The sequence below is a fragment of the Nocardioides sp. JQ2195 genome (assembly GCF_012272695.1).
Lineage (GTDB): Bacteria > Actinomycetota > Actinomycetes > Propionibacteriales > Nocardioidaceae > Nocardioides.
The window spans coordinates 2,059,463-2,083,811 of the sequence record NZ_CP050902.1; the positions used below are offsets into that span (position 1 = coordinate 2,059,463).

24 protein-coding genes are annotated in these 24,349 nt (G+C 70.5%); 1 reads left to right on the top strand and 23 read right to left on the bottom strand.

What is annotated here, in order from left to right; all coding sequences use genetic code 11:
• Window positions 1-50: 50 nt before the first annotated feature.
• The 11 genes from ncot_RS09860 to ncot_RS09910 all read right to left on the bottom strand — a co-directional run bounded on the left by ncot_RS09860 (window position 51) and on the right by ncot_RS09910 (window position 12,957).
• Window positions 51-491: a hypothetical protein gene (locus ncot_RS09860; RefSeq protein ID WP_168617456.1), complete on the bottom strand. Its 441-nt coding sequence runs from the start codon at window positions 489-491 to the stop codon at window positions 51-53.
• Window positions 488-1,324: an orotidine-5'-phosphate decarboxylase gene (gene pyrF / locus ncot_RS09865; RefSeq protein ID WP_168617457.1), complete on the bottom strand. Its 837-nt coding sequence runs from the start codon at window positions 1,322-1,324 to the stop codon at window positions 488-490. Before pyrF ends, ncot_RS09860 begins: the two co-directional genes overlap by 4 nt.
• Window positions 1,321-2,136: a nitronate monooxygenase gene (locus tag ncot_RS09870; RefSeq protein ID WP_168617458.1), complete on the bottom strand. Its 816-nt coding sequence runs from the start codon at window positions 2,134-2,136 to the stop codon at window positions 1,321-1,323. Before ncot_RS09870 ends, pyrF begins: the two co-directional genes overlap by 4 nt.
• Window positions 2,133-2,966 carry a dihydroorotate dehydrogenase electron transfer subunit gene (locus ncot_RS09875; RefSeq protein WP_168617459.1) on the bottom strand — a complete coding sequence of 278 codons (834 nt, stop codon included), beginning with the start codon at window positions 2,964-2,966 and terminating at the stop codon, window positions 2,133-2,135. Before ncot_RS09875 ends, ncot_RS09870 begins: the two co-directional genes overlap by 4 nt.
• Window positions 2,963-4,033, bottom strand: coding sequence for a quinone-dependent dihydroorotate dehydrogenase (locus ncot_RS09880; protein WP_168617460.1), 1,071 nt, complete (start codon window positions 4,031-4,033; stop codon window positions 2,963-2,965). Before ncot_RS09880 ends, ncot_RS09875 begins: the two co-directional genes overlap by 4 nt.
• On the bottom strand, window positions 4,030-7,350 hold the full coding sequence (gene carB, locus ncot_RS09885; protein WP_168617461.1) for a carbamoyl-phosphate synthase large subunit: 3,321 nt from the start codon (window positions 7,348-7,350) through the stop codon (window positions 4,030-4,032). Before carB ends, ncot_RS09880 begins: the two co-directional genes overlap by 4 nt.
• A 1-nt stretch (window position 7,351) precedes the next feature.
• Window positions 7,352-8,533, bottom strand: coding sequence for a glutamine-hydrolyzing carbamoyl-phosphate synthase small subunit (gene carA, locus ncot_RS09890; RefSeq protein ID WP_168617462.1), 1,182 nt, complete (start codon window positions 8,531-8,533; stop codon window positions 7,352-7,354).
• Window positions 8,530-9,840: a dihydroorotase gene (locus ncot_RS09895; protein ID WP_168617463.1), complete on the bottom strand. Its 1,311-nt coding sequence runs from the start codon at window positions 9,838-9,840 to the stop codon at window positions 8,530-8,532. Before ncot_RS09895 ends, carA begins: the two co-directional genes overlap by 4 nt.
• Entirely contained in the window at window positions 9,837-10,766 is a 930-nt protein-coding gene (locus ncot_RS09900) for an aspartate carbamoyltransferase catalytic subunit (protein ID WP_168617464.1), read from the bottom strand. The genes ncot_RS09895 and ncot_RS09900 overlap by 4 nt, the downstream gene beginning before the upstream one ends.
• Complete coding sequence (gene pyrR / locus ncot_RS09905; RefSeq protein ID WP_206065353.1) at window positions 10,763-11,305, bottom strand: bifunctional pyr operon transcriptional regulator/uracil phosphoribosyltransferase PyrR; 543 nt, start codon at window positions 11,303-11,305, stop codon at window positions 10,763-10,765. Before pyrR ends, ncot_RS09900 begins: the two co-directional genes overlap by 4 nt.
• 323 nt (window positions 11,306-11,628) lie before the next feature.
• The gene (locus ncot_RS09910) at window positions 11,629-12,957 is read right to left on the bottom strand and encodes an NAD(P)/FAD-dependent oxidoreductase (RefSeq protein WP_168617466.1); all 1,329 of its coding nucleotides are present in this window, start codon (window positions 12,955-12,957) and stop codon (window positions 11,629-11,631) included.
• Window positions 12,958-13,015: 58 nt separating this feature from the next.
• Here ncot_RS09910 and ncot_RS09915 point away from each other — a divergent pair, with 58 nt between their 5' ends.
• Window positions 13,016-13,711: an acetoacetate decarboxylase family protein gene (locus tag ncot_RS09915; protein ID WP_168617467.1), complete on the top strand. Its 696-nt coding sequence runs from the start codon at window positions 13,016-13,018 to the stop codon at window positions 13,709-13,711.
• A gap of 80 nt (window positions 13,712-13,791) precedes the next feature.
• Here the strand turns inward: ncot_RS09915 and ncot_RS09920 are convergent, their stop codons facing one another.
• From ncot_RS09920 to ruvX, 12 genes are all read right to left on the bottom strand, one after another.
• Window positions 13,792-15,555: a TIGR03767 family metallophosphoesterase gene (locus ncot_RS09920; protein ID WP_168617468.1), complete on the bottom strand. Its 1,764-nt coding sequence runs from the start codon at window positions 15,553-15,555 to the stop codon at window positions 13,792-13,794.
• Window positions 15,556-15,711: 156 nt separating this feature from the next.
• A complete protein-coding gene (gene nusB, locus ncot_RS09925; RefSeq protein WP_168617469.1) occupies window positions 15,712-16,113 on the bottom strand; it encodes a transcription antitermination factor NusB in 402 nt (133 codons plus the stop codon).
• A gap of 28 nt (window positions 16,114-16,141) precedes the next feature.
• Window positions 16,142-16,705 (bottom strand): elongation factor P, encoded by a 564-nt coding sequence (gene efp / locus ncot_RS09930; protein ID WP_168617470.1) that lies wholly within the window; start codon window positions 16,703-16,705, stop codon window positions 16,142-16,144.
• A 103-nt stretch (window positions 16,706-16,808) separates the two neighbouring features.
• Window positions 16,809-17,585: an SIMPL domain-containing protein gene (locus tag ncot_RS09935; RefSeq protein WP_168617471.1), complete on the bottom strand. Its 777-nt coding sequence runs from the start codon at window positions 17,583-17,585 to the stop codon at window positions 16,809-16,811.
• 72 nt (window positions 17,586-17,657) lie between these two features.
• Window positions 17,658-18,089: a type II 3-dehydroquinate dehydratase gene (locus ncot_RS09940; RefSeq protein WP_168617472.1), complete on the bottom strand. Its 432-nt coding sequence runs from the start codon at window positions 18,087-18,089 to the stop codon at window positions 17,658-17,660.
• A complete protein-coding gene (gene aroB / locus ncot_RS09945; RefSeq protein WP_168617473.1) occupies window positions 18,086-19,192 on the bottom strand; it encodes a 3-dehydroquinate synthase in 1,107 nt (368 codons plus the stop codon). The genes ncot_RS09940 and aroB overlap by 4 nt, the downstream gene beginning before the upstream one ends.
• A 7-nt stretch (window positions 19,193-19,199) precedes the next feature.
• Entirely contained in the window at window positions 19,200-19,745 is a 546-nt protein-coding gene (locus ncot_RS09950) for a shikimate kinase (RefSeq protein WP_346766617.1), read from the bottom strand.
• A complete protein-coding gene (aroC, locus tag ncot_RS09955; RefSeq protein ID WP_168617474.1) occupies window positions 19,742-20,920 on the bottom strand; it encodes a chorismate synthase in 1,179 nt (392 codons plus the stop codon). The genes ncot_RS09950 and aroC overlap by 4 nt, the downstream gene beginning before the upstream one ends.
• 34 nt (window positions 20,921-20,954) lie before the next feature.
• Window positions 20,955-21,788, bottom strand: coding sequence for an A24 family peptidase (locus tag ncot_RS09960; protein WP_168617475.1), 834 nt, complete (start codon window positions 21,786-21,788; stop codon window positions 20,955-20,957).
• Between the two features lie 11 nt (window positions 21,789-21,799).
• Window positions 21,800-22,636 carry a shikimate dehydrogenase gene (locus tag ncot_RS09965; RefSeq protein ID WP_168617476.1) on the bottom strand — a complete coding sequence of 279 codons (837 nt, stop codon included), beginning with the start codon at window positions 22,634-22,636 and terminating at the stop codon, window positions 21,800-21,802.
• Window positions 22,636-23,871 (bottom strand): endolytic transglycosylase MltG, encoded by a 1,236-nt coding sequence (mltG, locus tag ncot_RS09970; RefSeq protein ID WP_168617477.1) that lies wholly within the window; start codon window positions 23,869-23,871, stop codon window positions 22,636-22,638. The genes ncot_RS09965 and mltG overlap by 1 nt, the downstream gene beginning before the upstream one ends.
• On the bottom strand, window positions 23,868-24,347 hold the full coding sequence (gene ruvX / locus ncot_RS09975) for a Holliday junction resolvase RuvX (protein WP_168617478.1): 480 nt from the start codon (window positions 24,345-24,347) through the stop codon (window positions 23,868-23,870). Before ruvX ends, mltG begins: the two co-directional genes overlap by 4 nt.
• Between the last annotated feature and the right edge of the window lie 2 nt (window positions 24,348-24,349).

A 24,349-nucleotide genomic window follows, 5' to 3' on the forward strand; every position in this document is an offset into this window, starting at 1 on the left:
AACGGCAACGCTGGGTCCTCGATCACGGGTGCCGACGAATCTCGTCGCGCTCAGAGCAGGGCTGTTCCGCACACGTCCAGTGCGTGCTGCTCGATCCCGGACGACGCGGCCGAGACCTGCTGGCTGCGCAGCACCGTCGCTGCTCCACGGATCCGGCGCTTGTCCTCGCGGCCCAGGTCCTCGGGCATCCCGCCGGCCAGGTCGGAGGCCTCCACCCCCGACTTCTCGAGGGCATCGCGCCAACCACGCAACGCATTGAGATAGACCTGCCACTCGTCCTGGAGGTCCTGGGGAGACTTCTCTGCCAACCCCTCCAAGGTCGGCAGCATCTGCTCGAAGGCCTCGGCTCCTGCCTCGTCGGAGATGCGGATCAGGTCGGGCCCGTCCTCCTTGACCTGGGCGCAGTAGTCGTCGCGAACGTCCTCCCGGCTCTGTGAACAGCCGGCCAACGGCAGCAGCAGCGCCAGGAGGAGCGCGACGACCGCCTTCATCGCGCGACCAGCCCCCGGAACTCGTCGTTGGCCCGCCGGGCAGCCTCGCGCAGACCGGGGATGCTGGGGCCCTGCCCGAGCAGGGCGCGCGAGCTGCTCGGCGTGACGTTGGCGGCGGCAGCGCCGAAGATGCGGCGTACGTCGGCAACGGTGCCGCCCTGCGCGCCGACACCGGGGACCAGGATCGGTCCGTTGAAGTCGAAGCTCTCCCCCACGTCGCCGATCGTGGCTCCGACCACCGCACCGATGGAGCCGAGGGGGTCCGCGCCGGCGTTGAGCCCACGCAGGGACTCGAGCACGGAACCGGCCACGGTGCGGCCGTCGGCGTCGACTGCGTGCTGCACCGCGGGTGCCTCCTTGTTGGAGGTCAGGGCCAGCACGAAGACGCCGGCGTCGTTGCGCAGCGCGGTGTCGATCATCGGCGTGAGCGAGCCGAAGCCGAGGTAGGGACTGGCGGTGATGGCGTCGGCGAAGAGCGGAGAGGTGCGCTCGAGGTAGGCATCGGCGTAGGCCTGCGAGGTGGAGCCGATGTCGCCGCGCTTGACGTCGAGCAGCACCAGGATCCCTGCGGCTCGGGCCTGCTCCATCACCTTCTCCAGGACGGCGACACCACGACTGCCGTGGCGCTCGTAGAACGCCGACTGGGGCTTGACCACGGCGACCTCACCGGCAACGGCCTCCACGACGGTCAGCGCGAAGCGTTCGAGCCCGGCCACGTCGTCATCGAGGCCCCAGGCCCGCAGCAGCTCGGCGTGCGGGTCGATGCCGACGCACACGGGGCCGTGCCGTTCGATCGCGGCGCGGAACCGGGCACCGAAGGTGGTGTTGCTCAAGGGGTCTCTCCTCCAAGGTCGGCCGCGATGCGGGCGGCGGTGGTCGGGTCGTGCAACAGGGCCGTGCCGATCTGCACCGCGGCGGCCCCTGCGGCGAGGAACTCGCGTGCGTCGGAGGTCTCGACGATGCCACCGGCACCGATGACGGGGAGGTCGGTCAGGGCCGAGTGGACCTCGTGGACGCAGCGCAGCGCAAGCGGCCGGATCGCCGGGCCGCTCAGTCCGCCGGTGCGTCCGTCGGCCAGCAGCGCGGGTGCTGCGTTGACCAGCACCACCGCGTCGGCCCCGGCCTCGACGACGGCTCGGGCCGCCTCCACGACACGGCTCAGGTCCGGCGCGAGCTTGGCATGGACCGCGATGCCGCGCGGCAGGTCACGGCGTACGGCGGCCACGACGCGGGCGGCCTGGAAGGGCTCCTGTGCGTCGAACAACCCCCACACCGACGCGTCGGGCGCGGAGAGGTTGACCTCGATCCCGGAGACTCCGGGTGACTGTCCGAGGCGACGGGCCAGGTCGACGTGCTCCCCCAGGGTCGCGCCGGCGATCGACACGTGGGTGGGCACCTTGCGGGCTGCCAACCACGGCAGCTCGCGCGTGAGGAACTGGTCGATCCCCGGGTTCTGCAGGCCGATCGCATGGACCAGGCCGGAGGGCGACTCGGCGACCCGGGGGGCGGCACCTCCGACCCGGCTGTCGAGGGTGATGGTGCGGGTGACGAAGGCACCGACGGCGTCGAGCACACCGAGTCCGTCGAGCTCGCGCCCGGTTCCTCCGCAACCGGAGGCGATCATCACGGGGTTCCCGAGGTTCACGGCGACACCAGCTCCGTCCAACGGACCCGGTCACCGCGGATCACCGGACCTTCGGCGCAGGCGCGCACGACCCGGCCGACGCCGTCCTCGCCGACCACGGGCAACGGGCATCCCTGGCAGAGGCCGGTGCCACACGGCTGTGCCACCTGGACGGCCACCTGGCTCCACGCACCGTGGTGCTCTGCCGCGGCGGCGACCGCATGGAGGGTGGGGATCGACCCGGCCCCGTAGACCACGTCGGCGCCGGTGGAGGCGAGCAGCTCGGGCAGCGCCTCGGCCAGGGTGCCGCGGCGTCCGACCGAGCCGTCGCCGGTGACCACGGAGACCGACCGCGCGGATCGACGCGCGTCGAGCGCCCCCAGCAGGTGCGGCTCGTCGGTGGCTCCGAGCAGCATGGTGACCACGCAGGAGCGTTCCCGCAGGCGCTCGGCCAACGGGAACAGCACGCCGGCCGAGTAGCCCTCACCCACCAGCAGGCAGGCCACGGACTCCTTCGGCAGTGCGAAGGGGCGACCGAGTGGGCCGGTCATCTCCAGGTGGTCGTCCTGGGCCAGGCCGGCCAGCCACTGCGTGCCGACCCCGTTGGCCTCGACCACCATCTCGACGGTGGCGCCGTGGGCCCCGGTGGGCCTGACCCCGGTGATCCACAGGCTGCGTCGGGCCAGGTGGGTGCGCGGGGTGAGGTCTCCGACCGTGACCGCGACGAAGGTGCCGGGCCGGAACCGCTCGGCGATGCCGGGCGCGGCCACCGTCAGGTGACGGTAGGCACCCACCTTCTTCACCGTGAGGACGCGTCCGGTCACGTGCACGGGCCCACGGTCATCGGTCATCGGGTGGCCAGCCCCCTCAGGATCCGCGCGGGCCACAGTGGCCCCTCGTAGACGAAGGCGGTGTAGCCCTGGAGCAGGTCCGCACCGGCGGCGAGACGCTGGCGCGCGTCATCGACGGTGGTGACCCCGCCGACGCCGATCAGGGTGAGGTCGTCACCCACCCGGCTGCGCAGCTGGCGCAGCACGTCGAGGGAGCGCTCGCTCAGTGGTCGGCCGGAGAGTCCTCCGGCTCCGATCTCGACCACCCGGTCGGCGGGGCTGCTCAGGCCGTCGCGCGAGATCGTGGTGTTGGTGGCGATGATGCCGTCGAGCCCGATGGCGACGGCCAGGTCGGCCACCGCGGCGACGTCGTCGTCAGCCAGGTCGGGGGCGATCTTGACGAGCAGCGGGAGCCGTGAGGCGGTCACCGCGTCGGCTCGCCGGCGTACGGCCTGCAACAGGGGTTCGAGCTTCTCGACGGCCTGCAGGTTGCGCAGGCCCGGTGTGTTCGGCGAGCTGACGTTGACCACGAAGTAGTCGGCGTGGGGCGCCAGCAGCCCCGTGGACTTCTCGTAGTCCGCCACGACGGCGGCCTGGTCGTCGTCGGGCACCACCTTGGTCTTGCCGATGTTCACCCCGAGCACCGTCCGCGCGAACGCGCGGTCGTTGCTGCGCGAACGGGCAACTCTTGCGCCACGAGCCTGCAACCGTTGCGCCACCGCCTCGGCGCCCTCGTTGTTGAAGCCCATCCGGTTGACCACGGCGCGGTCCTCGGGCAACCGGAACAGACGCGGCCTGGGATTGCCCAGTTGGGGCTCACCCGTGACCGTGCCGATCTCGACGTGGCCGAACCCGAGCGCGGCGAGGGCATCGATGCCGACCGCGTTCTTGTCGAAGCCGGCGGCCAGGCCGAGCACGTTGGGGAAGCACAGCCCCATCGCCTGCACAGGCTCACCCCGGGCGACGCGACGACTGGCCGCCCTGGTCACCGGAGACGCCACCCGGATCGCCCGGAATGCGGCGTGGTGCGCCCGCTCCGGGTCGGTCCGGGTGAGGACGTGGTCGAACAGGTGGTGGTAGACCGTCATGACACCTGGCCGCGCGAGGTGTGCTCGGCCCACTCCTGCAGGCTGCGGACGCCGATCTCGCCGCGCTTCATTGCCTCGATGCCCTGCACCGCGGCGCCGAGACCCTGCACGGTGGTGACGCACGGGATGTCGGTGAGGATCGCCGCCGTCCGGATCTCGTAGCCGTCGACGCGCGGCGAACCACCACTGGTGGTGCCGTGCGGCGTGTTCACGACCAGGTCGATCTCGCCGTCGAGGATCCGGCCGACGATGGTCTTCTCGCCCTCCGGGGACGTGCCCTCCGCGTGCTTGCGCACCACCGACGCCGTGACCCCGTTGCGGCGCAGCACCTCCGCCGTTCCTGCGGTCGCAAGGATCTCGAAGCCCATCTCCGAGAGCTGCTTGATCGGGAAGATCATGTGGCGCTTGTCGCGGTTGGCGACCGAGACGAAGACCTTGCCACCCAGCGGGAGGGAGCCGTAGGCCGCGGTCTCGGCCTTGGCGAAGGCGGTGCCGAAGTTGGCGTCGAAGCCCATCACCTCGCCGGTCGAGCGCATCTCCGGGCCGAGCACCGCGTCGACGACACTGCCGTCGGGCATCCGGAACCGGTTGAACGGCATCACGGCCTCCTTGACCGCGATCGGGGACCCGTCGGGCAGGTGACCGCCGTCGCCCTCGGCCGGGAGCATGCCCTCGGCGCGCAGGTCGGCGATGGTGGCGCCGAGCATGACCCGTGAGGCCGCCTTGGCCAACGGGGTGGCGGTGGCCTTGGACACGAACGGGACGGTGCGCGAGGCACGTGGGTTGGCCTCGAGCACGTAGAGCACGTCGGAGGCCATCGCGTACTGGATGTTGAGCAGGCCGCGCACTCCCACTCCCCGGGCGATCGCCTCGGTGGACTCGCGGATCCGCTGCACCTCCGAGCTGCCCAGGGTGATCGGCGGCAGGGCGCAGGAGGAGTCGCCGGAGTGGATCCCGGCCTCCTCGATGTGCTCCATCACGCCGCCGAGGAAGAGCTCCTCGCCGTCGAAGAGCGCGTCGACGTCGATCTCGACCGCGTCGTCGAGGAAGCGGTCGACGAGGACCGGCTGCTTCTCGTTGATCAGCCCGTTGGCGACGTACTTCGCGAGGTAGGCCTCGAGCGCGTCGTCGTCGTAGACGATCTCCATGCCCCGGCCACCGAGGACGTAGGACGGGCGAACCAGCACCGGGTAGCCGATCTCCTCGGCGATCTGCTTGGCCTGCGGGAACGACGTGGCGGTGCCGTGCTTGGGGGCCGGCAGGTTGGCCTCGGCCAGCACCCGACCGAAGGCCCCGCGCTCCTCGGCCAGGTCGATCGCCGCCGGGGAGGTGCCGACGATCTTCACGCCGGCCTCCTCCAGGCCCCGGGCCAGGCCGAGCGGCGTCTGCCCGCCGAGCTGGCAGATGACCCCCGCGACGGGTCCGGCGGCGCGCTCCGCGTCGACGATCTCGAGCACGTCCTCGAGGGTGAGCGGCTCGAAGTAGAGCCGGTCGGAGGTGTCGTAGTCGGTGGAGACGGTCTCGGGGTTGCAGTTGACCATGATCGTCTCGTACCCGGCCTCGCTGAGCGCCAGGCTGGCGTGCACGCACGAGTAGTCGAACTCGATGCCCTGGCCGATCCGGTTCGGGCCCGAGCCGAGGATGATCACCGCTTCCTTCTCGCGCGGCAGCACCTCGCTCTCCTCGTCGTAGGAGGAGTAGTAGTACGGCGTCGCGGCGGCGAACTCAGCGGCGCAGGTGTCGACGGTCTTGAACACGGGGCGGACGCCGAGCGCGTGGCGGACGCCACGGACCACGTCGGTGCTCATGTTGCGGATCCTGCCGATCTGGGCGTCGGAGAAGCCGTGCCGCTTGGCCTTGCGCAGCAACGCCGGCTCGAGCCCCTCGGCGTCGGCGATCTCGGCCGCCACCTCGTTGATCAGCATCAGCTGGTCGAGGAACCACGGGTCGATCTTGGTCGCCTCGAAGAGCTCCTCCGCGGTCGCCTCGGCACGGATCGCGTCCATCACCTTGCGCAGGCGCCCGTCGTGGGGCACCTTGATCTCCTCCAGGAGAGCACTCTTGTCGAGCTCCACCCAGCGGTGGGTCCAGTCGAAGACCGCGTCCTTGCTCTCCAGGGAGCGCAGCGCCTTCTGCAGCGCCTCGGTGAAGTTGCGCCCGATGGCCATCGCCTCGCCGACCGACTTCATGTGCGTGGTCAGCACCGGGTCCGCGCCGGGGAACTTCTCGAACGCGAAGCGCGGGACCTTCACCACGACGTAGTCGAGGCTGGGCTCGAAGCTGGCCGGGGTCTGCTCGGTGATGTCGTTGGGGATCTCGTCGAGGGTGTAGCCGATGGCCACCTTCGCGGCGATCTTGGCGATCGGGAAGCCGGTCGCCTTGGAGGCCAGCGCGCTCGAGCGGGAGACCCGCGGGTTCATCTCGATGACGATCAGTCGACCGTCGGCCGGGTTGACGGCGTACTGGATGTTGCAGCCGCCGGTGTCGACGCCGACCTCACGGATGATGCCGATCGCGAGGTCGCGCATCTTCTGGTACTCGCGGTCGGTGAGCGTCATCGCCGGGGCAACGGTGATCGAGTCACCCGTGTGCACACCCATCGGGTCGAGGTTCTCGATCGAGCAGATGATCACCACGTTGTCCGCGGTGTCGCGCATGACCTCGAGCTCGTACTCCTTCCACCCGAGGATCGACTCCTCGAGGAGCACCTCGGTGGTCGGGCTGGCAGCCAGGCCGGACCCACCGATGCGACGCAGGTCGGCCTCGTCGTAGGCCATGCCCGAGCCGGTGCCACCCATGGTGAACGACGGGCGGACCACCATCGGGTAGCCGAGCTCCTCGGCGCCGGCGAGCAGGTCCTCGACGGAGTGACAGATCACGGACTTCGCGGACTCACCGCCCAGGTCGTCGACGATCTTCTTGAACACCTGGCGGTTCTCGCCGCGGTCGATGGCCTCGATGCTGGCGCCGATCAGCTCGACGTCGTACTTCTCAAGGATGCCGGCCTTGTCGAGTGCGACCGCACAGTTGAGGGCGGTCTGCCCGCCGAGGGTGGCCAGCAGCGCGTCGGGGCGTTCCTTGGCGATCACCTTCTCGACGTACTCGGCGGTGATCGGCTCGACGTACGTCGCGTCGGCGAACTCGGGGTCGGTCATGATCGTGGCCGGGTTGGAGTTGACCAGGATCACCCGCAGGCCCTCGGCCTTGAGCACCCGGCACGCCTGGGTGCCCGAGTAGTCGAACTCGCAGGCCTGGCCGATGATGATCGGCCCGGAGCCGATGACCAGGACCGACTTGATGTCTTCACGCTTCGGCATCTCAGGCTTCCTCTTCTGTCCGCTGGTTGAGGAGGTCGCTCTGCGACCGTCTCGAAACCGAGGACTCCATCAGGTCGACAAAACGATCGAAGAGGTACGCCGCGTCGTGGGGGCCGGCGGCGGCCTCGGGGTGGTACTGGACGGAGAAGCTCTTCAGCGTGCCGGCGTCGTCACGCAGCTCGAGGCCCTCGACGACATCGTCGTTGAGGCACACGTGGGAGACGGTGGCGTCACCGAACTCCGTCCTGGTGCTGCCCTCGAGTGGTGCGTCCACGGCGAACCCGTGGTTGTGGGCGGTGACCTCGACCTTGTTCGTCGTCCGGTCCATCACCGGCTGGTTGATGCCGCGGTGGCCGTACTTCAGCTTGTAGGTGCCGAAGCCGAGCGCGCGACCGAAGAGCTGGTTGCCGAAGCAGATGCCGAAGTAGGGCAGGCCCTGGGCCAGCGCGCCCTTGAGCAGCTCGACCTGGCCGGTCGTGGCCGCGGGGTCACCGGGTCCGTTGGAGAAGAACAACCCGTCGGGGCTGACCGCGTTGACCTCCTCGAGGGAGGAGGTGGCCGGGAGCACGTGCACCTCGATGCCACGCTCGCTCATCATCCGTGGGGTGTTCGCCTTGATGCCCAGGTCGAGGGCGGCGACGGTGAACCTCTTCTCGCCGACCGCTGGGACGACGTACGCCTCACGGGTGGAGACCTCGTCGGACAGCTCGGCGCCCTTCATCTCTCCGGCTGCCAGGACCCGCTGGAGCAGGGCGTCGGGGTCGGTCTCGGTCGAGGAGATGCCCACCCGCATGGCGCCTCGCTCACGCAGGTGCCGGGTGAGCGCGCGCGTGTCGATGCCGGAGATGCCGACGACTCCCTGCTCCGTGAGCTCCTCGTCGAGGCTGCGCACGGACTGCCAGTTCGAGGGCACGCGGGCGGGATCGCGGACGACGTAGCCGGCGACCCAGATCCGCTTCGACTCGCGGTCGTCGTCGTTGACCCCGGTGTTGCCGATGTGCGGAGCGGTCATCACGACCACCTGGCGGTGGTAGGACGGGTCGGTGAGCGTCTCCTGGTAGCCGGTCATGCCGGTGGAGAACACCGCTTCGCCGAACGTCTCCCCGGTGGCCCCGTAGGACTCGCCGCGGAAGACCCGGCCGTCCTCGAGGACGAGGAGTGCGCCGGTGGTTGAGCCAGTCATACGAGCCTGCTTTCCATGGTCAGCCCGGCTTCCAGGACAGTGGGAACGCCGCGGAGCAGCGTCGCCTGCACCGCACCGGTGAGGGTGCGTCCGTGCCAGGGGTTGTTGCGGGAGAGCGAGACCGACGCGTCCCGGTCGACGATGACCTGGGCGTCGGGATCGATGAGGGTGAGGTTGGCGGGGGCGCCGACCTCGATGGCGTGGCCCTGGTCGTCGAGCCCCGCGATGCGGGCCGGGTTGCTGGCCATCACCTTCGCGACACCGGCCCAGTCGAGCAGGTCGTTGCCGCGCATCACCGTGTTGACCACCGCAAGCGCGGTCTCGAGGCCGAGCATGCCGAAGGCCGCATCGACGAAGGCGTGCTCCTTGTCGTGCCGGGCGTGCGGGGCGTGGTCGGTGGCCACCGCGTCGATGGTCCCGTCGGCCAGTGCCTGGCGCAGCGCCTCGACGTCCTCGGCCGGGCGCAGCGGTGGGTTGACCTTGTAGGTCGGGTCGTAGCCGGCCAGCAGGTCCGTGGTCAGCAGCAGGTGGTGCGGGGTGACCTCGGCCGTCACGTCGATCCCCTGCGCCTTGGCCCAGCGGATCACCTCGACCGATCCGGCTGTGGAGACGTGGGCGACGTGCACCCGCGAACCCGTGTGCCGGGCCAGCATCACGTCACGGGCGACGATCACCTCCTCGGCGATCCCCGGCCAGCCCGGCAGGCCGAGTCGACCCGACAGCTCGCCCTCGTGGCAGCAGGCTCCCCCGCCGGCGAGGTCAGGGTCCTGGGAGTGCTGGCTGATCACGCCGCCGAACGCCTTGACGTACTCCAGGGCGCGACGCATCACGCGGGGATCGGCGACGCACCTGCCGTCGTCGGAGAACACCCGCACCCTGGCGCGGCTGCGGGCCATCAGGCCCAGCTCGGCGAGCTCTTCTCCGGCGAGACCGCGGGTGACGGCGCCGACCGGGTGGACGTCGACGATGCCGGCCGCGCGGCCCAGGTCGAGGACCCGCTCGGCGCTCTCGGCGGTGTCCGTGACCGGGTTGGTGTTGGCCATCGCCAGCACCGCGGTGAACCCGCCGACCGCGGCCGCCTGCGACCCGGTGAGGATCGTCTCGGCGTCCTCGCGACCGGGCTCGCGCAGGTGGGTGTGCAGGTCGACCAGACCGGGCAGCGCCACGAGTCCGTCGGCGTCGACGACTCGGGCGCCCTTGTCGGACACCTTGCCGATCTCGCGGATGACCCCGCCCTCGACCAGCAGGTCAGTGGTCTTGTCGCCGAGCAGGGAGGCTCCCTTGATGACGAGCTTGTCGCTGCTCATGCAGTTTCCTCTCCGGCAAGCAGGTGGTAGAGCACGGACATCCGGACGGCGACTCCGGCGGAGACCTGGTCCAGCACCGCGCTGGCCGCGGCGTCCGCGGCCTCGGGCGCGATCTCGAGGCCACGGTTCATCGGTCCCGGGTGGCAGATCGGGGTGTCCGGCTTGAGCGTGGCCAGGCGGCTGCGGGTCAGCCCGTAGCCGACGGTGTACTCGCGCGGGCTGGGGAAGAAGCCACCGGCCATCCGCTCGCGCTGCACCCGCAGCATCATCACCGCATCCACGCTCGGCAAGACGTCGTCGAGGTCGTAGGACGTGGTGAACCCGGCCGACTTCGACCAGGCCTCCACGCCGCTGGGCATCAGGGTCGGCGGGGCGACCACGGTGACCTCGGCGCCCAGCTTGGTCAGGCACTGGACGTTGCTGCGGAAGACCCGGCTGTGGGTGAGGTCTCCGACGACGGCGACGTGGCGGCCCTCGAGAGGGCCGAGTCGGCGCTGCAGCGTGTAGGCGTCGAGCAACGCCTGGGTGGGATGCTCGTGGGTGCCGTCACCGGCGTTGATGACCGACGCATCCACCCATTCACTGACCTGCTTGGCGGCCCCGCTCGCGGAGTGCCGCATCACCAGGGCGTCGACTCCCATCGCGCAGACGGTGAGGACCGTGTCACGCAGGCTCTCGCCCTTGGAGGTCGATGAGCCCTTCCCGGTGATGTTGATGGTGTCGGCGGAGAGCCACTTCCCCGCGATCTCGAAGCTGGAACGGGTTCGGGTGGAGTCCTCGAAGAAGAGGTTGATCACCGTGCGACCGCGCAGTGCGGGCAGCTTCTTGACCTGCCGGCGCTGCACGTCGTGCATCTCGCCAGCGGTCTCGAAGAGCGTCTGGATGTCGTCGACGCTGAGGTCGTCGATGCTGAGCAGGTGCTTCACGCGGATGCTCCGATCTGGGAGATGCGGACCTCGTCGCGTCCGTCGATCTCGTCCAGCCTGACGCTGACCCGTTCACTGCGGGCGCTGGGCAGGTTCTTGCCGACGTGGTCGGCCCGGATCGGGAGCTCGCGGTGCCCGCGGTCGACCAGCACCGCCAGGCGTACGGCGGCGGGCCGGCCGAGGTCGTTCAGCGCATCGAGCGCGGCCCGGATCGTGCGACCGGAGAAGAGCACGTCGTCGACGAGCACGACCGTGCGACCGTCGATGCCGGTGGACGGGAGAGCGGTCTTCTGCGGACCCCTGGTGGGCTGAGACCGGAGGTCGTCGCGGTACATCGTCACGTCCAGCGAACCGACCGCGACGGGAGTGCCCTCCACCGAGGTGATGCGCTCGCCGATGCGCCTGGCCAACGGCACGCCGCGGGTGTGGAGCCCGAGCAGCACCAGGTCTTCGGGACCCTTGTTGCGCTCGAGGATCTCGTGGGAGATCCGGGTCAGGGCCCGGGAGATGTCACGGGCGTCGAGGACGACGTTCCCCAGGTCCGTGGTGCCCGGATCGCTGGGTCCCTCGTCGGCGGAGCCGGAACGGGGACTGGTCGTCTCGGGGTCGGGCTGGTGCGTGGGCACAGGCCGCTTGACCTCCTTCTCCGCCTCACGGGACGGCTCGTTAAAGGATGTCGAACGGCTCGAACTCTAGCACCAGCCCGACCGTTCTCCGCCGCGGCCCACCCACCGTGGACATGACCTGGGACACGCCGGTCGAGGCCGGGTGCTGGCGCTGCGCAGGGGGTCGGCCTCGCCCACCGCAACGAGGGCGGGTCGGCCAGCGCCGTCGGAACGCAGTCACCGACGGAGGGCGCGGCTCACAGGTCGGCCAGTGCTGTCATCACCGCGCGGTGGAAGGTCGGGTAGGCGAAGTGCATCGTCTTCAGGGTCTCGACCGGGATCTTGGCATGAACCGCCGCGGCCAGCATCGACAGCACCTCCCCACCCGACGGCCCGACCGACGTGGCGCCGACGAGGAGTTCACCGTCGGCGACCAGCTTGACCAGTCCATCGGCCTTCGCGATCCATCCACGAGCGCCGAAGTCCTCGGAGAGACCCGTGCGGATGTCGCCGCCCCGATCTCGGGCCGCCTGCTCGGTCAGCCCGACGGATCCCACCTCCGGGTCGGAGAAGGTGACCCGCGAGACGGCGCGGTGGTCGGCGGGTGAGCCGCCCTGTCCGAGGATGTCGCGGGCCGCGACGTCGGCCTGGTACATCGACACGTGGGTGAAGGCACCCTTGCCGGTGATGTCGCCGATCCCCCACAGCCGTTCGCCGGCGCGCATCCACTCGTCGACGTCCAGCACCTTGGCCGCGGGGTCGAGGCCCACTGTGTCCAGCCCGACGTCGGCCAGGTTGTTGCGCCGGCCGGTGGCCAGCAGGAGCTGCTCGGACCTGAGCTCCTCTCCGCCGACCGTGACGGTGAATGCTCCGTCGTGGCCCACCTGCTGGATCTCCGCGCCGACGATCACCCGGATTCCCTCACTCTCGAGCAACCGCGTGACCAGGGCACTCGCCTCGGGTTCCTCGGGGGCGAGGACGCGCGGCGCCGCCTCGACGATGGTGACCTGGACCCCGAATCGCGAGAACGCCTGGGCCAGCTCGACACCGATCGCGCCGCCGCCGATGACGATCAGCGAGGTCGGCAGGTCCGTGACGCGGACGGCCTCCCGATTCGTCCAGAACGGGGTGTCCTCGAGTCCTGCGATCGATGGGACGGCCGGCTCGGTCCCGGTGTTGAGCACCACGCCGCACGCCGCGACGTACGTCTGGTCGTCGACCTGGACGACGCCGGGTGCCGTGAGTCGCCCGTGGCCGCGGACGAACTCGACACCCGCCTCCTCGAGTCGATCCACGGCGACCCGGTCATCCCAGTCCGTGGTGGCCTCGTCCCGGATGCGGGCCGCGACCGGGGACCAGTCGGGCCTCACGGTGGCGTCACCGGCGAGCCCGTCGATCCTGCGCGCTTCGGCCAGCGCATCAGCGGCGCGGATCATCATCTTCGACGGGATGCAGCCGTAGTAGGGACACTCACCACCCACGAGGCGCCGATCCACCCCGACCACCTGCAGCCCACCCTTGGCCAGCTGGGTGGCGAGTGACTCGCCACCGGGACCGAGTCCGAGCACGACCACATCAACGTCCATGTCCACACTCTGCACCCTTTGCTTGCAGGTTGCACCCGTCCGACGACAGGATGCGGCCATGCCCCTCGACCTTGCCGCGGTGTCCGGCGTCCGTGAGACCGCGTTGGACGACGCCCTCGTCACCTCCCTTCCCGAGAACACGGCTCCGGCCCCCTGGACGGTTCGCGCCTCCGCGGTGGTCTGGTGGAGCCGTGCCACGCCGGAGGCGACTGACGCCCTACCGCCGTCGCTGCGCGACCGGGCGCGTGCCGCGGTGGTCGTCGGCGGCATGGTCCGGTACGCCGACACTCCTGTGGGTGTCTACGACGAGGTCTTCGGAGCCATCGGCTTCCGCCGCGGCCGGCGTTTCATCGCGACGATCCCGTTCATGGCGGTCGACTCACCCAGCAGCCTGGTCGGGGGCCGGGACAACTGGGCGATCCCGAAGGCCTTGGCTGACTTCACCGGTTCACCGGGGGCCGGGTCCTGCTTCACCGCGCAGAGCGCCAGCGGCCCGGGCTGGAAGGTGTCGGCCGCCCCCACGGCCAAGGGGCCGCGCCTGCCGGTCTTCAGCCGCGCCATGGTCGCCCAGGAATTCCCTGACGGCAGCCTGCGTGGCACCCGTCTCCAGGCCCGTGGACGCATGCGACTGGCATCCAGCATGGTGACCGTCGACTCCGACCACGGCCTTCCCAGCTGGTTGACCCCCGGGCGGCACCGCGGCGCGGTGATCACCGGCACCACGTTCACGCTCGGCGCACCCGAACCGCTCTGACCCGAACCGCCCGGACCCGACCGCCCTGACCCGATCCGCCCGAACGGTCCGCTCGACCACCGGGATGCAGGGCCCACCTCTCAGGCCAGCGCCGGCGCCATGATGAGCAGCTCCACGTTGCGAGCGCCGACGCTTCCTCGCCGATCGTTCTCACGCTCCTGCCAGTCGTTGGCGCTGAGCTCGCGGGCCAGCCCGGCCAGGGAGACCGGGTCCTGGATGCGGCCGCCGTACGCCGCGGGGCCGTCATGGTCGAGCATCGTGGTGAAGAGGGACAGCGTGCCGTCACGGTTGTCCACGATCTCGACCAGCCGTGACTGCTGCGGGAAGTCCGCGTGAGAGGCGGTGTTGATCTCCCAGAAGCCACCGGGCAGGCCGTCACGGCGCCGTGCCCAGACCTGGTTGGTGTGCGTGTGACCGTTGATCCAGGCGATCACCTGGGGGTTCTCGAGGAGCAACGTGACCACCTCGGGCCCGAGCACCCGCGGGGCCACCTCTCCCCCTGTGGCCACCAGCGGGTTGTCCATGGTGTCGCTGGTGTGATGGCTCGAGATGATCACCAGACGGTCGCGAGAGGCGGCCAGTTGCGCACCCAACCACTCGAACTGGGCCTGGTCGAGCGAGCCGTTGGAGTTGCCGTTCTGGTTCACCGTGTCGAGGACGATGAAGCGAATCCCTCCGCGGTCAAAGCTGTAGTGGGCCGTGCCCGTTGCCCGGTTCTCCTCGGTGAACCCGTGGCCGACGGGCAGACCCGTGGTGGTGAAGTGCTCCTCCACCACCTCGGAGCGACCGAGGATGCGACGGTCCGGATCGGCCGTCACGGTCCGGACCATCGGTGTCAGTGCCAGGCTGCGCAGCAGCCCGAGGTAGTCCAGTCGCAGTGAGCGCACGAGGTCGGCGAGGGAGACACCCAGGGGCGGCGAGATCAGCTTGAGGCCTCCGGTGGCGACGGCGTTCAACCCCACGCCCAGGGTGGCGGGAGGGAAGTTGCCCTGGACCAGGCCGTCATGGTTGCCGAACGCTGAGTACCAGGGCATGTCCAGCCCCTGCGCCGTGAACGGTCGACGCGCCGCGTTCAGCAACCCCTTGACCACCGGGAAGCCGTGGAGACGGCGGGCCTGGTCGACCTGGGACAGCGGCGGGTTGCCCTCCGGGTGCCAGTAGTGCACGTCGTAGTGGAGCCGCTCACTGTCGGCCACGCCCTCCCAACGGCCCAGGTCACCCGAGTCCGGCGTGACCGTCGCCCCGCCGCCGAGCAGGTCGATGTTCCAGCGCACCTCGTTGAGCTGGGCGTTGTCGGAGTTGTCGCCGGTCTGCAGGGCGAAGTCGAGGGGGATCCCGGTCACCGGCCCGACACCCACGCTGTTGATCGCGCGCACCATGGCCTCTGCCACGTGGGCGCTGAGCATCTCGTGCGGTCGGTACGCCGACGAGGTGAGGCCGGTCTCGAGGTCGCCGGGCTCGTCCTGGTCGTCGAAGCGGTCGAGCCACTCCAACCGCATCGGCGACTGGGCGTCCACGACATGGATGTCGGTCAGGTGGGCGAAGGCGAGGAGTCCTCGCCTCCGCTCAGCCCGCCCGGACCCGGCCGGGGCTCCGAGGTCGGTCCGGACCGTGTGCGGCTCCCCCGGGCCGACGGCCACGTGCACGTACCCGTCTGCGCCGGCCGGACCGCGGAGAAGGGTCCGCTCCAAGGTCGTGCCGGTCGGAGCAAGCCGGGCGGCTGCGGTGCCCGACCTCAGCAACGGGTCGGCGTACGCCGCCGAACCGAGCCCCACCGCACTCAGCGAGGCGACGGCACCGACGGCCAGTCCGGACTGCAGCAGGTCACGACGGGAGAGGTTCACGAAAGACCCAACGACGTGATGAGACCTGGGTCACGTCACCGGCAGGACGGGCAACGACAGCCGGGCAGCGACGACCGGGCAGCGACAGCCACACACCGTCACCCGATCAGGACGAGGACGTCCCGGGGCCGGTGCCGCCTCCGGAGGAGGTCGGGCTCAGGACGTGTGGTTGCGCACGATGGTGCCGAGGATGCCGTTCACGAAACCGGGCGACTCGTCGGTCGAGAGGTCGCGGACGAGGTTCACCGCCTCGGAGATCGCCACCGCATCCGGGACGTCGTCCACGTGGAGCACCTCGAAGACAGCCAGGCGGAGGACGTTGCGGTCCACGGCCGGCATCCGCTGGAGGGTCCAGCCCTCGGCGGCGCGGGCCAGCAGGTCGTCGATCTCGGCCTGGTGCTCGACGACACCGCGAACCAGGGTCGCGGTGTACTCGTTGGTCGGCCCCTCGCCGTCGGCCACCGCACGGTCGAGCGCGGTGACCGGACCCTCGCCCCGCATCTCGCTCGCGAAGAGCAGGTCGAGCGCGCGCTTGCGCGCCTTGGTGCGAGCCGCCATCAGGCTGCCATCCTCAGGTCGAGCACGATCAGGACTTGACCCGGCCGAGGTACGACGAGTCGCGGGTGTCGACCTTGACCTTCTCGCCGGTCGAGATGAACAGCGGCACCTGGATCTCGTGGCCGGTCTCGAGGGTGGCGGGCTTGGTGCCGCCGGTGGAGCGGTCACCCTGCAGGCCGGGGTCGGTCTGGCTGACCAGGAGCTCGACCGAGGCGGGCAGCTCGACGAAGAGCACGCGGCCCTCGTTGGTGGCCACGATCGCTTCCTGGTTCTCGAGCAGGAAGTTGGCGGCGTCGCCGACGATCTCCGGGGTGACCTCGAGCTGGTCGTAGGTGTCGGTGTCCATGAACACGTAGGACGAGCCGTCGTTGTAGAGGTACTGCATGGTGCGCTTGTCGACGTTGGCAGTCTCGACCTTGGTGCCGGCATTGAACGTCTTGTCGACGTTCTTGTTGGACTCGACGTTCTTCAGCTTCGTGCGCACGAACGCCGGGCCCTTGCCGGGCTTGACGTGCTGGAACTCGACGACGGTCCAGAGCTGACCCTCGAGCTTGAGAACCATGCCGTTCTTCAGGTCGTTCGTGGTTGCCATGCGCGTGTGTGCCTCTTCGCTGTGGGAGATCGGGACGTGCGTCCCGAGGTGGGCCGCGGCGGCTGAGTCTATAGCCGCTGGGGCCGCACACGAAACGCGTGCCTCACTCCAGCTCCCACACCACCCGCACCCGGACCTTCAGGTCCGACTCCCCCGCCCGGATCGGCACGGCCTTGGCCGCGTCGAGCTCTGCGCGGTAGGCCAGCTGCGGCACCGCGACCGCATGGGGGTTCCCCGAGACCTCCTTGAGGTCCACCACGTCCCCGAGCTCCTGGCCGGAGGCCTCCGCATATTCCTCGGCCTTGGTGCCGGCCTGCTCGACGGCGGCCCTGCGGGCCCGGCCCAGCACGGCTTCGGGGTCGGAGATGCCCAGACGGATGTCGTTCACCCGCACCCGGTTGCCGCCGGTGCCGACGCTGGCCGCGATCGCGCGTCCGGCCGCGGCCAGCTCGTCTATCGTGATCCGGGCACTCTGGGTGACCCGGTAGCCCTTGAGCACGGGCGGTCCGTAGGTCGGGTACTCGTAGACCGGGTCCATCGACAGCCCGGTGGTCTGCATGTCGCGCTTGGTGACGCCGAACCCCTTCAGGGCGGCGAACACCTGGTCCATGGTGCCGCTGGACTCGTCGAGCGCGGTCTCCAGCTGCGGGTCCACCACCTTCACCGCGACGGTGAAGGAGACCTGGTCCGGGACTGCTGTCGTCTCACCGACACCGACCATGGTCAGTCGGTGGGGGGCCGATTCCGTCTCCGCAGCGGCCTGGGCAGTCGAGCCGGAAGGGTGCCCGGCCGTCCCGATGAGGTAGGCCGCCAGCAGGACCACCAGCCCCAGGCCGGCCAGCACGACTCCCTTGAGGCTCACGGTCACTGACTTGTCCATCGCGCACTCCTTCTCGCCGATCGGCCGGGCGGCCATCGGCTTGGACGCGCGAGTCGGCGCAGCGGTTCCGGGTCAGCCCCGGGCGAGCACCTCGAGCGCCTGGCGGTAGCCGTCGACACCCTGCCCGGCGATCACTCGCACCGCGTGGGGTGTCACGACGGACGTGTGCCTGAACTCCTCGGGACGCTGTGAGGGATCGGAGATGTGCACCTCGACCAGGGGCGCACCCAGCTGCGCACAGGCGTCGAAGACCGCCCAGGAGTAGTGGGTCCAGGCCGCAGCGTTCAGCACGACCGGGGTGGCGTCGTCGGCGGCCTGGTTGAGCCAGTCCAGCAGCTCACCCTCGTGGTTGGTCTGGCGGACCTCGACCTCGAGGCCCAGCTCCGTCCCCCACGAGACGCACAGGTCGACCAGGTCGGCGTACGTCGTGTGGCCGTAGATCTCGGGCTGACGCTTGCCGAGGCGACCCAGGTTGGGGCCGTTGAGCACCAACACCCTGGTCATCGGGCACCGCCGGACAGCACGTCGTACGCCGCCCGCAGGTCGTCCTCCGAGGGACCTGCCAGCACGCGTGGCTGGCCCAGCTCGTGGAGGACCACGAAGCGCAGCTGGTTGCCCCGGGACTTCTTGTCGACCCGCATCGTTTCGAGCAGGTCGTCGAACCCTGCGCCTGCCCAGGAGGTGGGCAGTCCCACCAGGGCGAACGCTGCGGCATGGCGTGCAGCCAGGTCGTCGGAGAGCACGCCCGCGCGGCGCGCCAGCTCGGCCACGTAGACACAGCCGACGGAGACGGCCTCGCCGTGTCGGATCTCGTAGTCGGTGGCCCGCTCGATCGCGTGTGCCATCGTGTGGCCGTAGTTCAGCGCCTCGCGGCCCGGGTGCCCGTCGACGCCACCGGTCTCCTTGAGGTCGGCGACGACCACGTCGATCTTCACCTGGATCGCGCGCTCGATGAGCTCGCGCAGCACGGGCGAGGCCGGGTCCTGCGCGGCGGCGGGGTCGGCCTCGACCAGGCGCAGGATCTCGGGGTCGGCGATGAAGCCGCACTTGATCACCTCGCCCAGCCCGGCCCTCAGCTCCTGGCCGGGAAGGGTGGTGAGCAGCGACAGGTCGCAGAGCACACCGGCCGGCTCGTGGAAGGCGCCGACGAGGTTCTTCCCGGCACCGGTGTTGATGCCGGTCTTGCCACCGACCGCCGCGTCGACCATGCCCAGCACGGTGGTCGGCAGGTGCACGACCTTGACCCCCCGCAACCAGCTGGCAGCGACGAAACCGCCCAGGTCGCTGGTCGCGCCGCCACCCACGGTGACGACCGCGTCCGAGCGGGTGAAACCACGCTCACCGAGCGCTTCCCAGCAGTCGTTGGCCACGGATGCGGTCTTGGCGTTCTCACCATCGGGCAGGCCCAGGGCCAGGACGTCGTACTGCTCCACGAGGGCGTCGAGCACGGGCTGGGCCAGCTCCCCGAGCTCCCCGGGGAAAAGCAGGGCGACCTGCTGGACACCGTCACCGAGCATGCCCGGCAGGTGGTCGAGCAGTCCGTGGCCGACGACCACGTCGTAGGGCGAGGCGCCGCCGACATGCAGCGTGGTGGACTCGGTGCTCATTGCTCCCTCATCGGTTCGGTTCCAGCAGGTCGACGATCTCGTCGGCGACCTGGTCGGGGCTGCGGCCGTCGGTGTCGACGGCGAACGTCGCGACGGACGCGTAGATCGGGGCTCGCTCGTCGAGCAGTCCCTTGATCCGGCTCCGGACGTTGCCGAGCAGCAGGGGGCGCGCGGCCCCGAGGCCCACACGCCTCACGGCGTCCGCGAGGCCGACCTTGAGCTGCACGACCACGTGGTCGGCCAGCGCGGCGCGGGTTCGTTCGTCGAGGACCGCGCCACCCCCGAGGGCAAGCACCCCGTCGTGCTCCCGCAGGGCATCGGCCACCGCGTCGTGCTCCCGGCTGCGGAAGTAGGCCTCCCCGGAGTCGACGAAGATGTCGGAGATGCTGCGGCCCTCCGCGGCCTCGACATCCTGGTCGGTGTCGCGCACGGTGGTGCTCCAGCGCTGGGCCAGCAGGGCCGCGACGGTGGTCTTGCCGGCACCCATCGGGCCGACCAGGACCACCCGGGGCCCCCGGCGGGCGGCCGGCTGGTCGTGCTCGTCGAGGTTCACCTGAACTTGATGGCGCCGAGGTACGTCGCACAGTTGCGCGCGGTCTCGCCCACCGAGTCGCCACCGAACTTCTCCACGATCGCCTCGGCGACGACCAGCGCCACCATCGCCTCGGCCACGATCCCGGCGGCCGGAACCGCGCACACGTCGGAGCGTTGGTGGTGGGCCACGGCTTCCTCGCCCGTCGACACGTCGATCGTCCTCAGCGCCCGGGGCACCGTGGCGATCGGCTTCATCGCGGCACGGACCCGCAGGATCTCACCGGTCGTCATTCCGCCCTCGGTGCCGCCGGAGCGACCCGACGTACGCCGGATGCCTTCTGCGGTGGGCACGATCTCGTCGTGGGCCTTGGAGCCGGGGATCGCGGCCAGGCCGAATCCGTCGCCGACCTCGACGCCCTTGATCGCCTGGATGCCCATCAGCGCGCCCGCCAACCGCGAGTCGAGCCGCCGGTCCCAGTGCACGTGGGAGCCCAGGCCCGGGGGCAGGCCGTGGACGGCCACCTCGACGACCCCGCCGAGGGTGTCGCCGTCCTTGTGGGCCTGGTCGATCGCGGCGACCATCTGCTTGCTGGCCTCGGGGTCGAGGCAACGCACGTCGTCCGCGTCCAGCCTCTCGACGTCGTCCGGCTCGGGCACGAGACCGTAGGGAGCAGCGACGCCGCCGAGCTCGACGACGTGGGAGACGATCCGGGCTCCGACCGTCTGCTCGATGAAGTTGCTGGCCACACGGCCGAGCGCGACGCGTGCCGCGGTCTCTCGGGCAGAGGCGCGCTCGAGGATCGGGCGGGCCTCGTCGAAGTCATACTTCTGCATCCCGGCGAGATCGGCGTGACCGGGCCGCGGGCGGGTCAGCGGCGCGTTGCGGGCCAGGCTGTCGAGCACCTCGGGATCCACCGGGTCGGCCGACATGACCTGCTCCCACTTGGGCCACTCGGTGTTGCCCACCTGGATCGCGACCGGCCCACCCTGGGTCCTCCCGTGGCGGACACCACCGATGATGGTGACCTGGTCCTGCTCGAACTTCATCCGGGCGCCGCGGCCGTACCCGAGCCGGCGGCGCGCCAGCGAGTCGGCGATGTCGTCGGAGGTCACCTCCACGTGGGCAGGCAGGCCTTCGAGGATCGCAACAAGTGACGGGCCGTGGGATTCGCCCGCAGTGAGCCAACGCAGCATGGGCCCAGTCTTTCACGCGGGGTGCGTGGCGCGATCAGCCCTGTCCACCGACGAGATGGGCGGCAAGGTCTGCGCCCCACAGGACCCCGACGACGGCACCGAGGAGCATGAACGGACCGAACGGGAAGTTGCGGTCCTTGGTCAGGCGCAACAGCCTCAGGGGGACCCATCCGACCACCCCGATCACGAACCCGGCGTACGAACCGACGAGCAGCTCGCCGTAGCCGAGGAACCCCAGCGCCATCCCCAGGATCCCGGACAGGCGTACGTCGCCGTACCCCATGCCGGGCGTGAAGCGCCACAGGAACCAGTAGACGAACCCGACCGCCAGCCAACCGATGCCGGCCCGGACCAGCGCGTCGAGGTCCCCGGCGAACACCGCCGAGAGCGGCAGCAGCACCAGCATCAGCAGATAGGTCGGCAGGACGATGGCACGGGGCAGCAGCCGGGTCTTCAGGTCCACCCAGCCCAGGGCCACACCGATCGGCACCAGCGGCAGCAGGTAGACGAGCGGCCACGCCCACCCGAGGGAGGCGCCGAGGAGTCCTGCCACCAGCGCCGACCAACCGGCTGTCCACCAGGACATGCGCGGGACCGCGGCCAGGTCGGAGTACAGCGGCTTCGGGTCGTCATCGTGGGTGACCGAGCGCGCGGCTCCGATCTCGTCGGGTCGCGCCGACGGGGGTGCGGTCGGGTCCGCCGCCCGGCCCGTGCCGGAGGAGGCACCGTCGGACCCGGCCGGGACCTGCTCCGACCCCGAGGGAGCCGGCTCGGGCAACCCTGCGACCAGGCGCGGCACGAACCATCCGGAGACCAGCCCGACGAGGGCACACACCAGTGCCGTGTCGAGATGCGCGCCCCAGTCCATGGCAGCAGACCCTACGACGTCGGTGGCGCGGACGCGGCCCGTTCGGCCAGGACGGACTCACCGGCGGCACGCATGGCGTCCAGCGGAGCCGGGTGCTCGGTGAACATCTCGAACTGCAACGCCGCCTGGTGGACCAGCAGGTCCAGCCCGCCCACCAGCGCGCGGTCGCCGGCCGAGGCGGCCAGCGGTGTCGGCCACGGGTCATAGAGGGCCTCGAAGAGCACGTCCGCCCCAGCGCACCGGGCAACGAGGCTCCGCGACTGGGCCGACGCCGGGATGGTGGAGGCGACGAGGTCGGTCTGCACCGGTGCCTCGTCCAGGGCCCCGATCGTGACCTGGGGCCGTGACGGGTGCCCGCGCAGGACCTCGAGGGTCTCCTCGGCCCGCGCGGCCGAGCGGACCAACAGCTCGACGCGGTCCACACCCAGCTCCAGGAGGGCAACGCCGATCGACGTCGCCGTGGCACCGCCCCCGAGGATCGTGGCCGACTTCAGCGCGCCGCCGTGCTTCTCCCGGATCGCCGCGACCGCACCCGGGATGTCGGTGTTGTCGGCGGCCCGCTCCCCCGCCCTGAGCACCAGGGTGTTGGCCGCACCCGCCAGACGAGCGCGCTCGGAGACGCTGGAGGCGAGTCCGAGCACCCTGCGCTTCAGCGGCATCGTGAGTGACAACCCCCGCCAGGTGTCGTCGAGTCCGTCGAGGAAGTCGGCGAGGTCGACCTCGCCCACCTGGTGGGCGTCGTAGCTCCAGTCCAGCCCGAGCGCGGCGTAGCCGGCACGGTGCAGCGTCGGCGAGAGCGAGTGCCCGATGGGATCACCCAGCACGGCGCAGTGCTGCCGTGCCGGCATCAGCAGGCCTCGGAACCGGTGCAGTACTCGTTGAGCTCGGCCTTGTACTGCAGGAACTCGTCGTAGGACTCGGCGAACTTCGTCTCGCCCGTCTTGAGGTCGACGGTCACGTAGTAGTACCAGTCACCCGGGGTCGGGTTGAGAGCCGCGCGGATCGCTTCGTCGCCGGGCGCCTCGATCGGGCCGGGGGGCAGCCCGGTCTGACGACGGGTGTTGTAGGGCGAGTCCGCGACGGAGTCGATCTCCTCGGTGCTGATGGCGACGCCCAGGTTGCGGCCAAGTGCGTAGTTGACCGTGGCGTCGATGTCGAGGCGCCCGATGGTGCCGGCGGTGCCGGGGTTCTCGAGCCTGTTGTAGATCACCCGGGCGATCTTCGGCATGTCGTCGCCGCGACCCTCTGCCTCGACGAGAGCGGCCACGGTCATCACCTCCTGCGGGGTGTAGCCCAGCTTGTCGGCGGACTGCTCGAGGCCGGCCTTGTCAGCCGCCTGGCGCCACCGGGTCACCATTGCGCGCAGCATGTCGACCGGCTTCGCCTTCGGCTCGAACTCGTAGGTGGCCGGGAAGAGATAGCCCTCGGCGTTGCCGTCGGCGTACGCAGGGAGGCCGATGTCCTTGGACAGCGCGTCCTCGAACTGCTTCTTGGAGAAGTCGGTGTTCTTCGCCAGCAGGGCGACCACGTCGACCGCGCGCAGGCCCTCAGGGATGGTGATCCGGTCGGCCACACGATTCTTCGGGTCCACGAGGACCGACAAGGCGTCGTCCGCCTTCATCTTCTTCTTCATCCCGTAGGAACCGGGCTGGATGCCCGCGGCCTCCTCGGAGCGGCGCGCGGCGGCCTCCGTGAACGCCTCGACCGAGGCCACCACGTCGGACTCCTCGAGGGCTCGTCCGATGTCCGTCGCGGTGTCGCCGGGATCGACGACCACGACCACCGAGCCGCTCCCCGGCCCGGTGTAGTCCTCGGCTTCGCCGAACTGGTCCTTGACCCAGTTGATGCCCTTGGCACCGAGCAGCGCGATGCCTGCCACGAGCAGGCCCACCACGACCAGCACGAGGATGCAGCCGAGACCGCCTCGCCTGGCCGGGCCACGACGCGAACCACCGGCGCGCCGAGGCGTTGTCCGCTCGGCCGGCTCGGTCTCCTCGGGGGTGTCCGGCGCAGACTCGTCGTGACGCAGGCCCAGCTGGTCCAGTCCCTCGTCCGCCGGCTGGTCGTGGTTGTGCTCGGTCACTGCTGGTTGGACCCTTCTGTCGGTGGCGTCGTGACCACTTCCCCCGGTGCGCTCCCCCGAGCCCGCTCCGCATCCAGCGCATGCTGGAGGATCACGACGGCCGCGGCCTGGTCGACCACTGCTCGTCTCTTGGCGCCCTTCTTGCCGCGTTCTCGAAGCATCGACTCCGCGGTGACGGTCGTCAAGCGTTCATCACACAGCCTCACCGGCACCGGCGCAACCAGGCTCGCCAGCTCGGCGGCAAATAGGCGCACCTTGGCCGCGGCCGGGCCCTCTGCGCCGGACAGGGACCGTGGCAGCCCCATCACGATCTCCACGGCGGCTTCCTCGGCGACCAGCTCGACAAGTCGGGCGAGGTCACCGGCACCGCGCTGCACGGTCTCCACCGGGGTGGCCAGGAAGCCGCTGGGGTCGCTGCGGGCGACGCCGATGCGGGCATCCCCGGGATCGATGCCGAGACGTACGCCGTGGCGCAAGG

Coding starts and splice junctions, on each gene's coding strand:
- carB (WP_168617461.1), bottom strand. CDS start 7,350: ATGCCGAAGCGTGAAGACATCAAGTCGGTCCTGGTCATCGGCTCCGGG.
- ncot_RS09910 (WP_168617466.1), bottom strand. CDS start 12,957: ATGGACGTTGATGTGGTCGTGCTCGGACTCGGTCCCGGTGGCGAGTCA.
- carA (WP_168617462.1), bottom strand. CDS start 8,533: ATGACTGGCTCAACCACCGGCGCACTCCTCGTCCTCGAGGACGGCCGG.
- ncot_RS09960 (WP_168617475.1), bottom strand. CDS start 21,788: ATGGACTGGGGCGCGCATCTCGACACGGCACTGGTGTGTGCCCTCGTC.
- ncot_RS09935 (WP_168617471.1), bottom strand. CDS start 17,585: ATGGACAAGTCAGTGACCGTGAGCCTCAAGGGAGTCGTGCTGGCCGGC.
- efp (WP_168617470.1), bottom strand. CDS start 16,705: ATGGCAACCACGAACGACCTGAAGAACGGCATGGTTCTCAAGCTCGAG.
- aroB (WP_168617473.1), bottom strand. CDS start 19,192: ATGAGCACCGAGTCCACCACGCTGCATGTCGGCGGCGCCTCGCCCTAC.
- ncot_RS09965 (WP_168617476.1), bottom strand. CDS start 22,636: ATGCCGGCACGGCAGCACTGCGCCGTGCTGGGTGATCCCATCGGGCAC.
- ncot_RS09895 (WP_168617463.1), bottom strand. CDS start 9,840: ATGAGCAGCGACAAGCTCGTCATCAAGGGAGCCTCCCTGCTCGGCGAC.
- aroC (WP_168617474.1), bottom strand. CDS start 20,920: ATGCTGCGTTGGCTCACTGCGGGCGAATCCCACGGCCCGTCACTTGTT.
- ncot_RS09875 (WP_168617459.1), bottom strand. CDS start 2,966: ATGACCGATGACCGTGGGCCCGTGCACGTGACCGGACGCGTCCTCACG.
- ncot_RS09880 (WP_168617460.1), bottom strand. CDS start 4,033: ATGACGGTCTACCACCACCTGTTCGACCACGTCCTCACCCGGACCGAC.
- ncot_RS09860 (WP_168617456.1), bottom strand. CDS start 491: ATGAAGGCGGTCGTCGCGCTCCTCCTGGCGCTGCTGCTGCCGTTGGCC.
- ncot_RS09940 (WP_168617472.1), bottom strand. CDS start 18,089: ATGACCAGGGTGTTGGTGCTCAACGGCCCCAACCTGGGTCGCCTCGGC.
- ncot_RS09915 (WP_168617467.1), top strand. CDS start 13,016: ATGCCCCTCGACCTTGCCGCGGTGTCCGGCGTCCGTGAGACCGCGTTG.
- nusB (WP_168617469.1), bottom strand. CDS start 16,113: ATGGCGGCTCGCACCAAGGCGCGCAAGCGCGCGCTCGACCTGCTCTTC.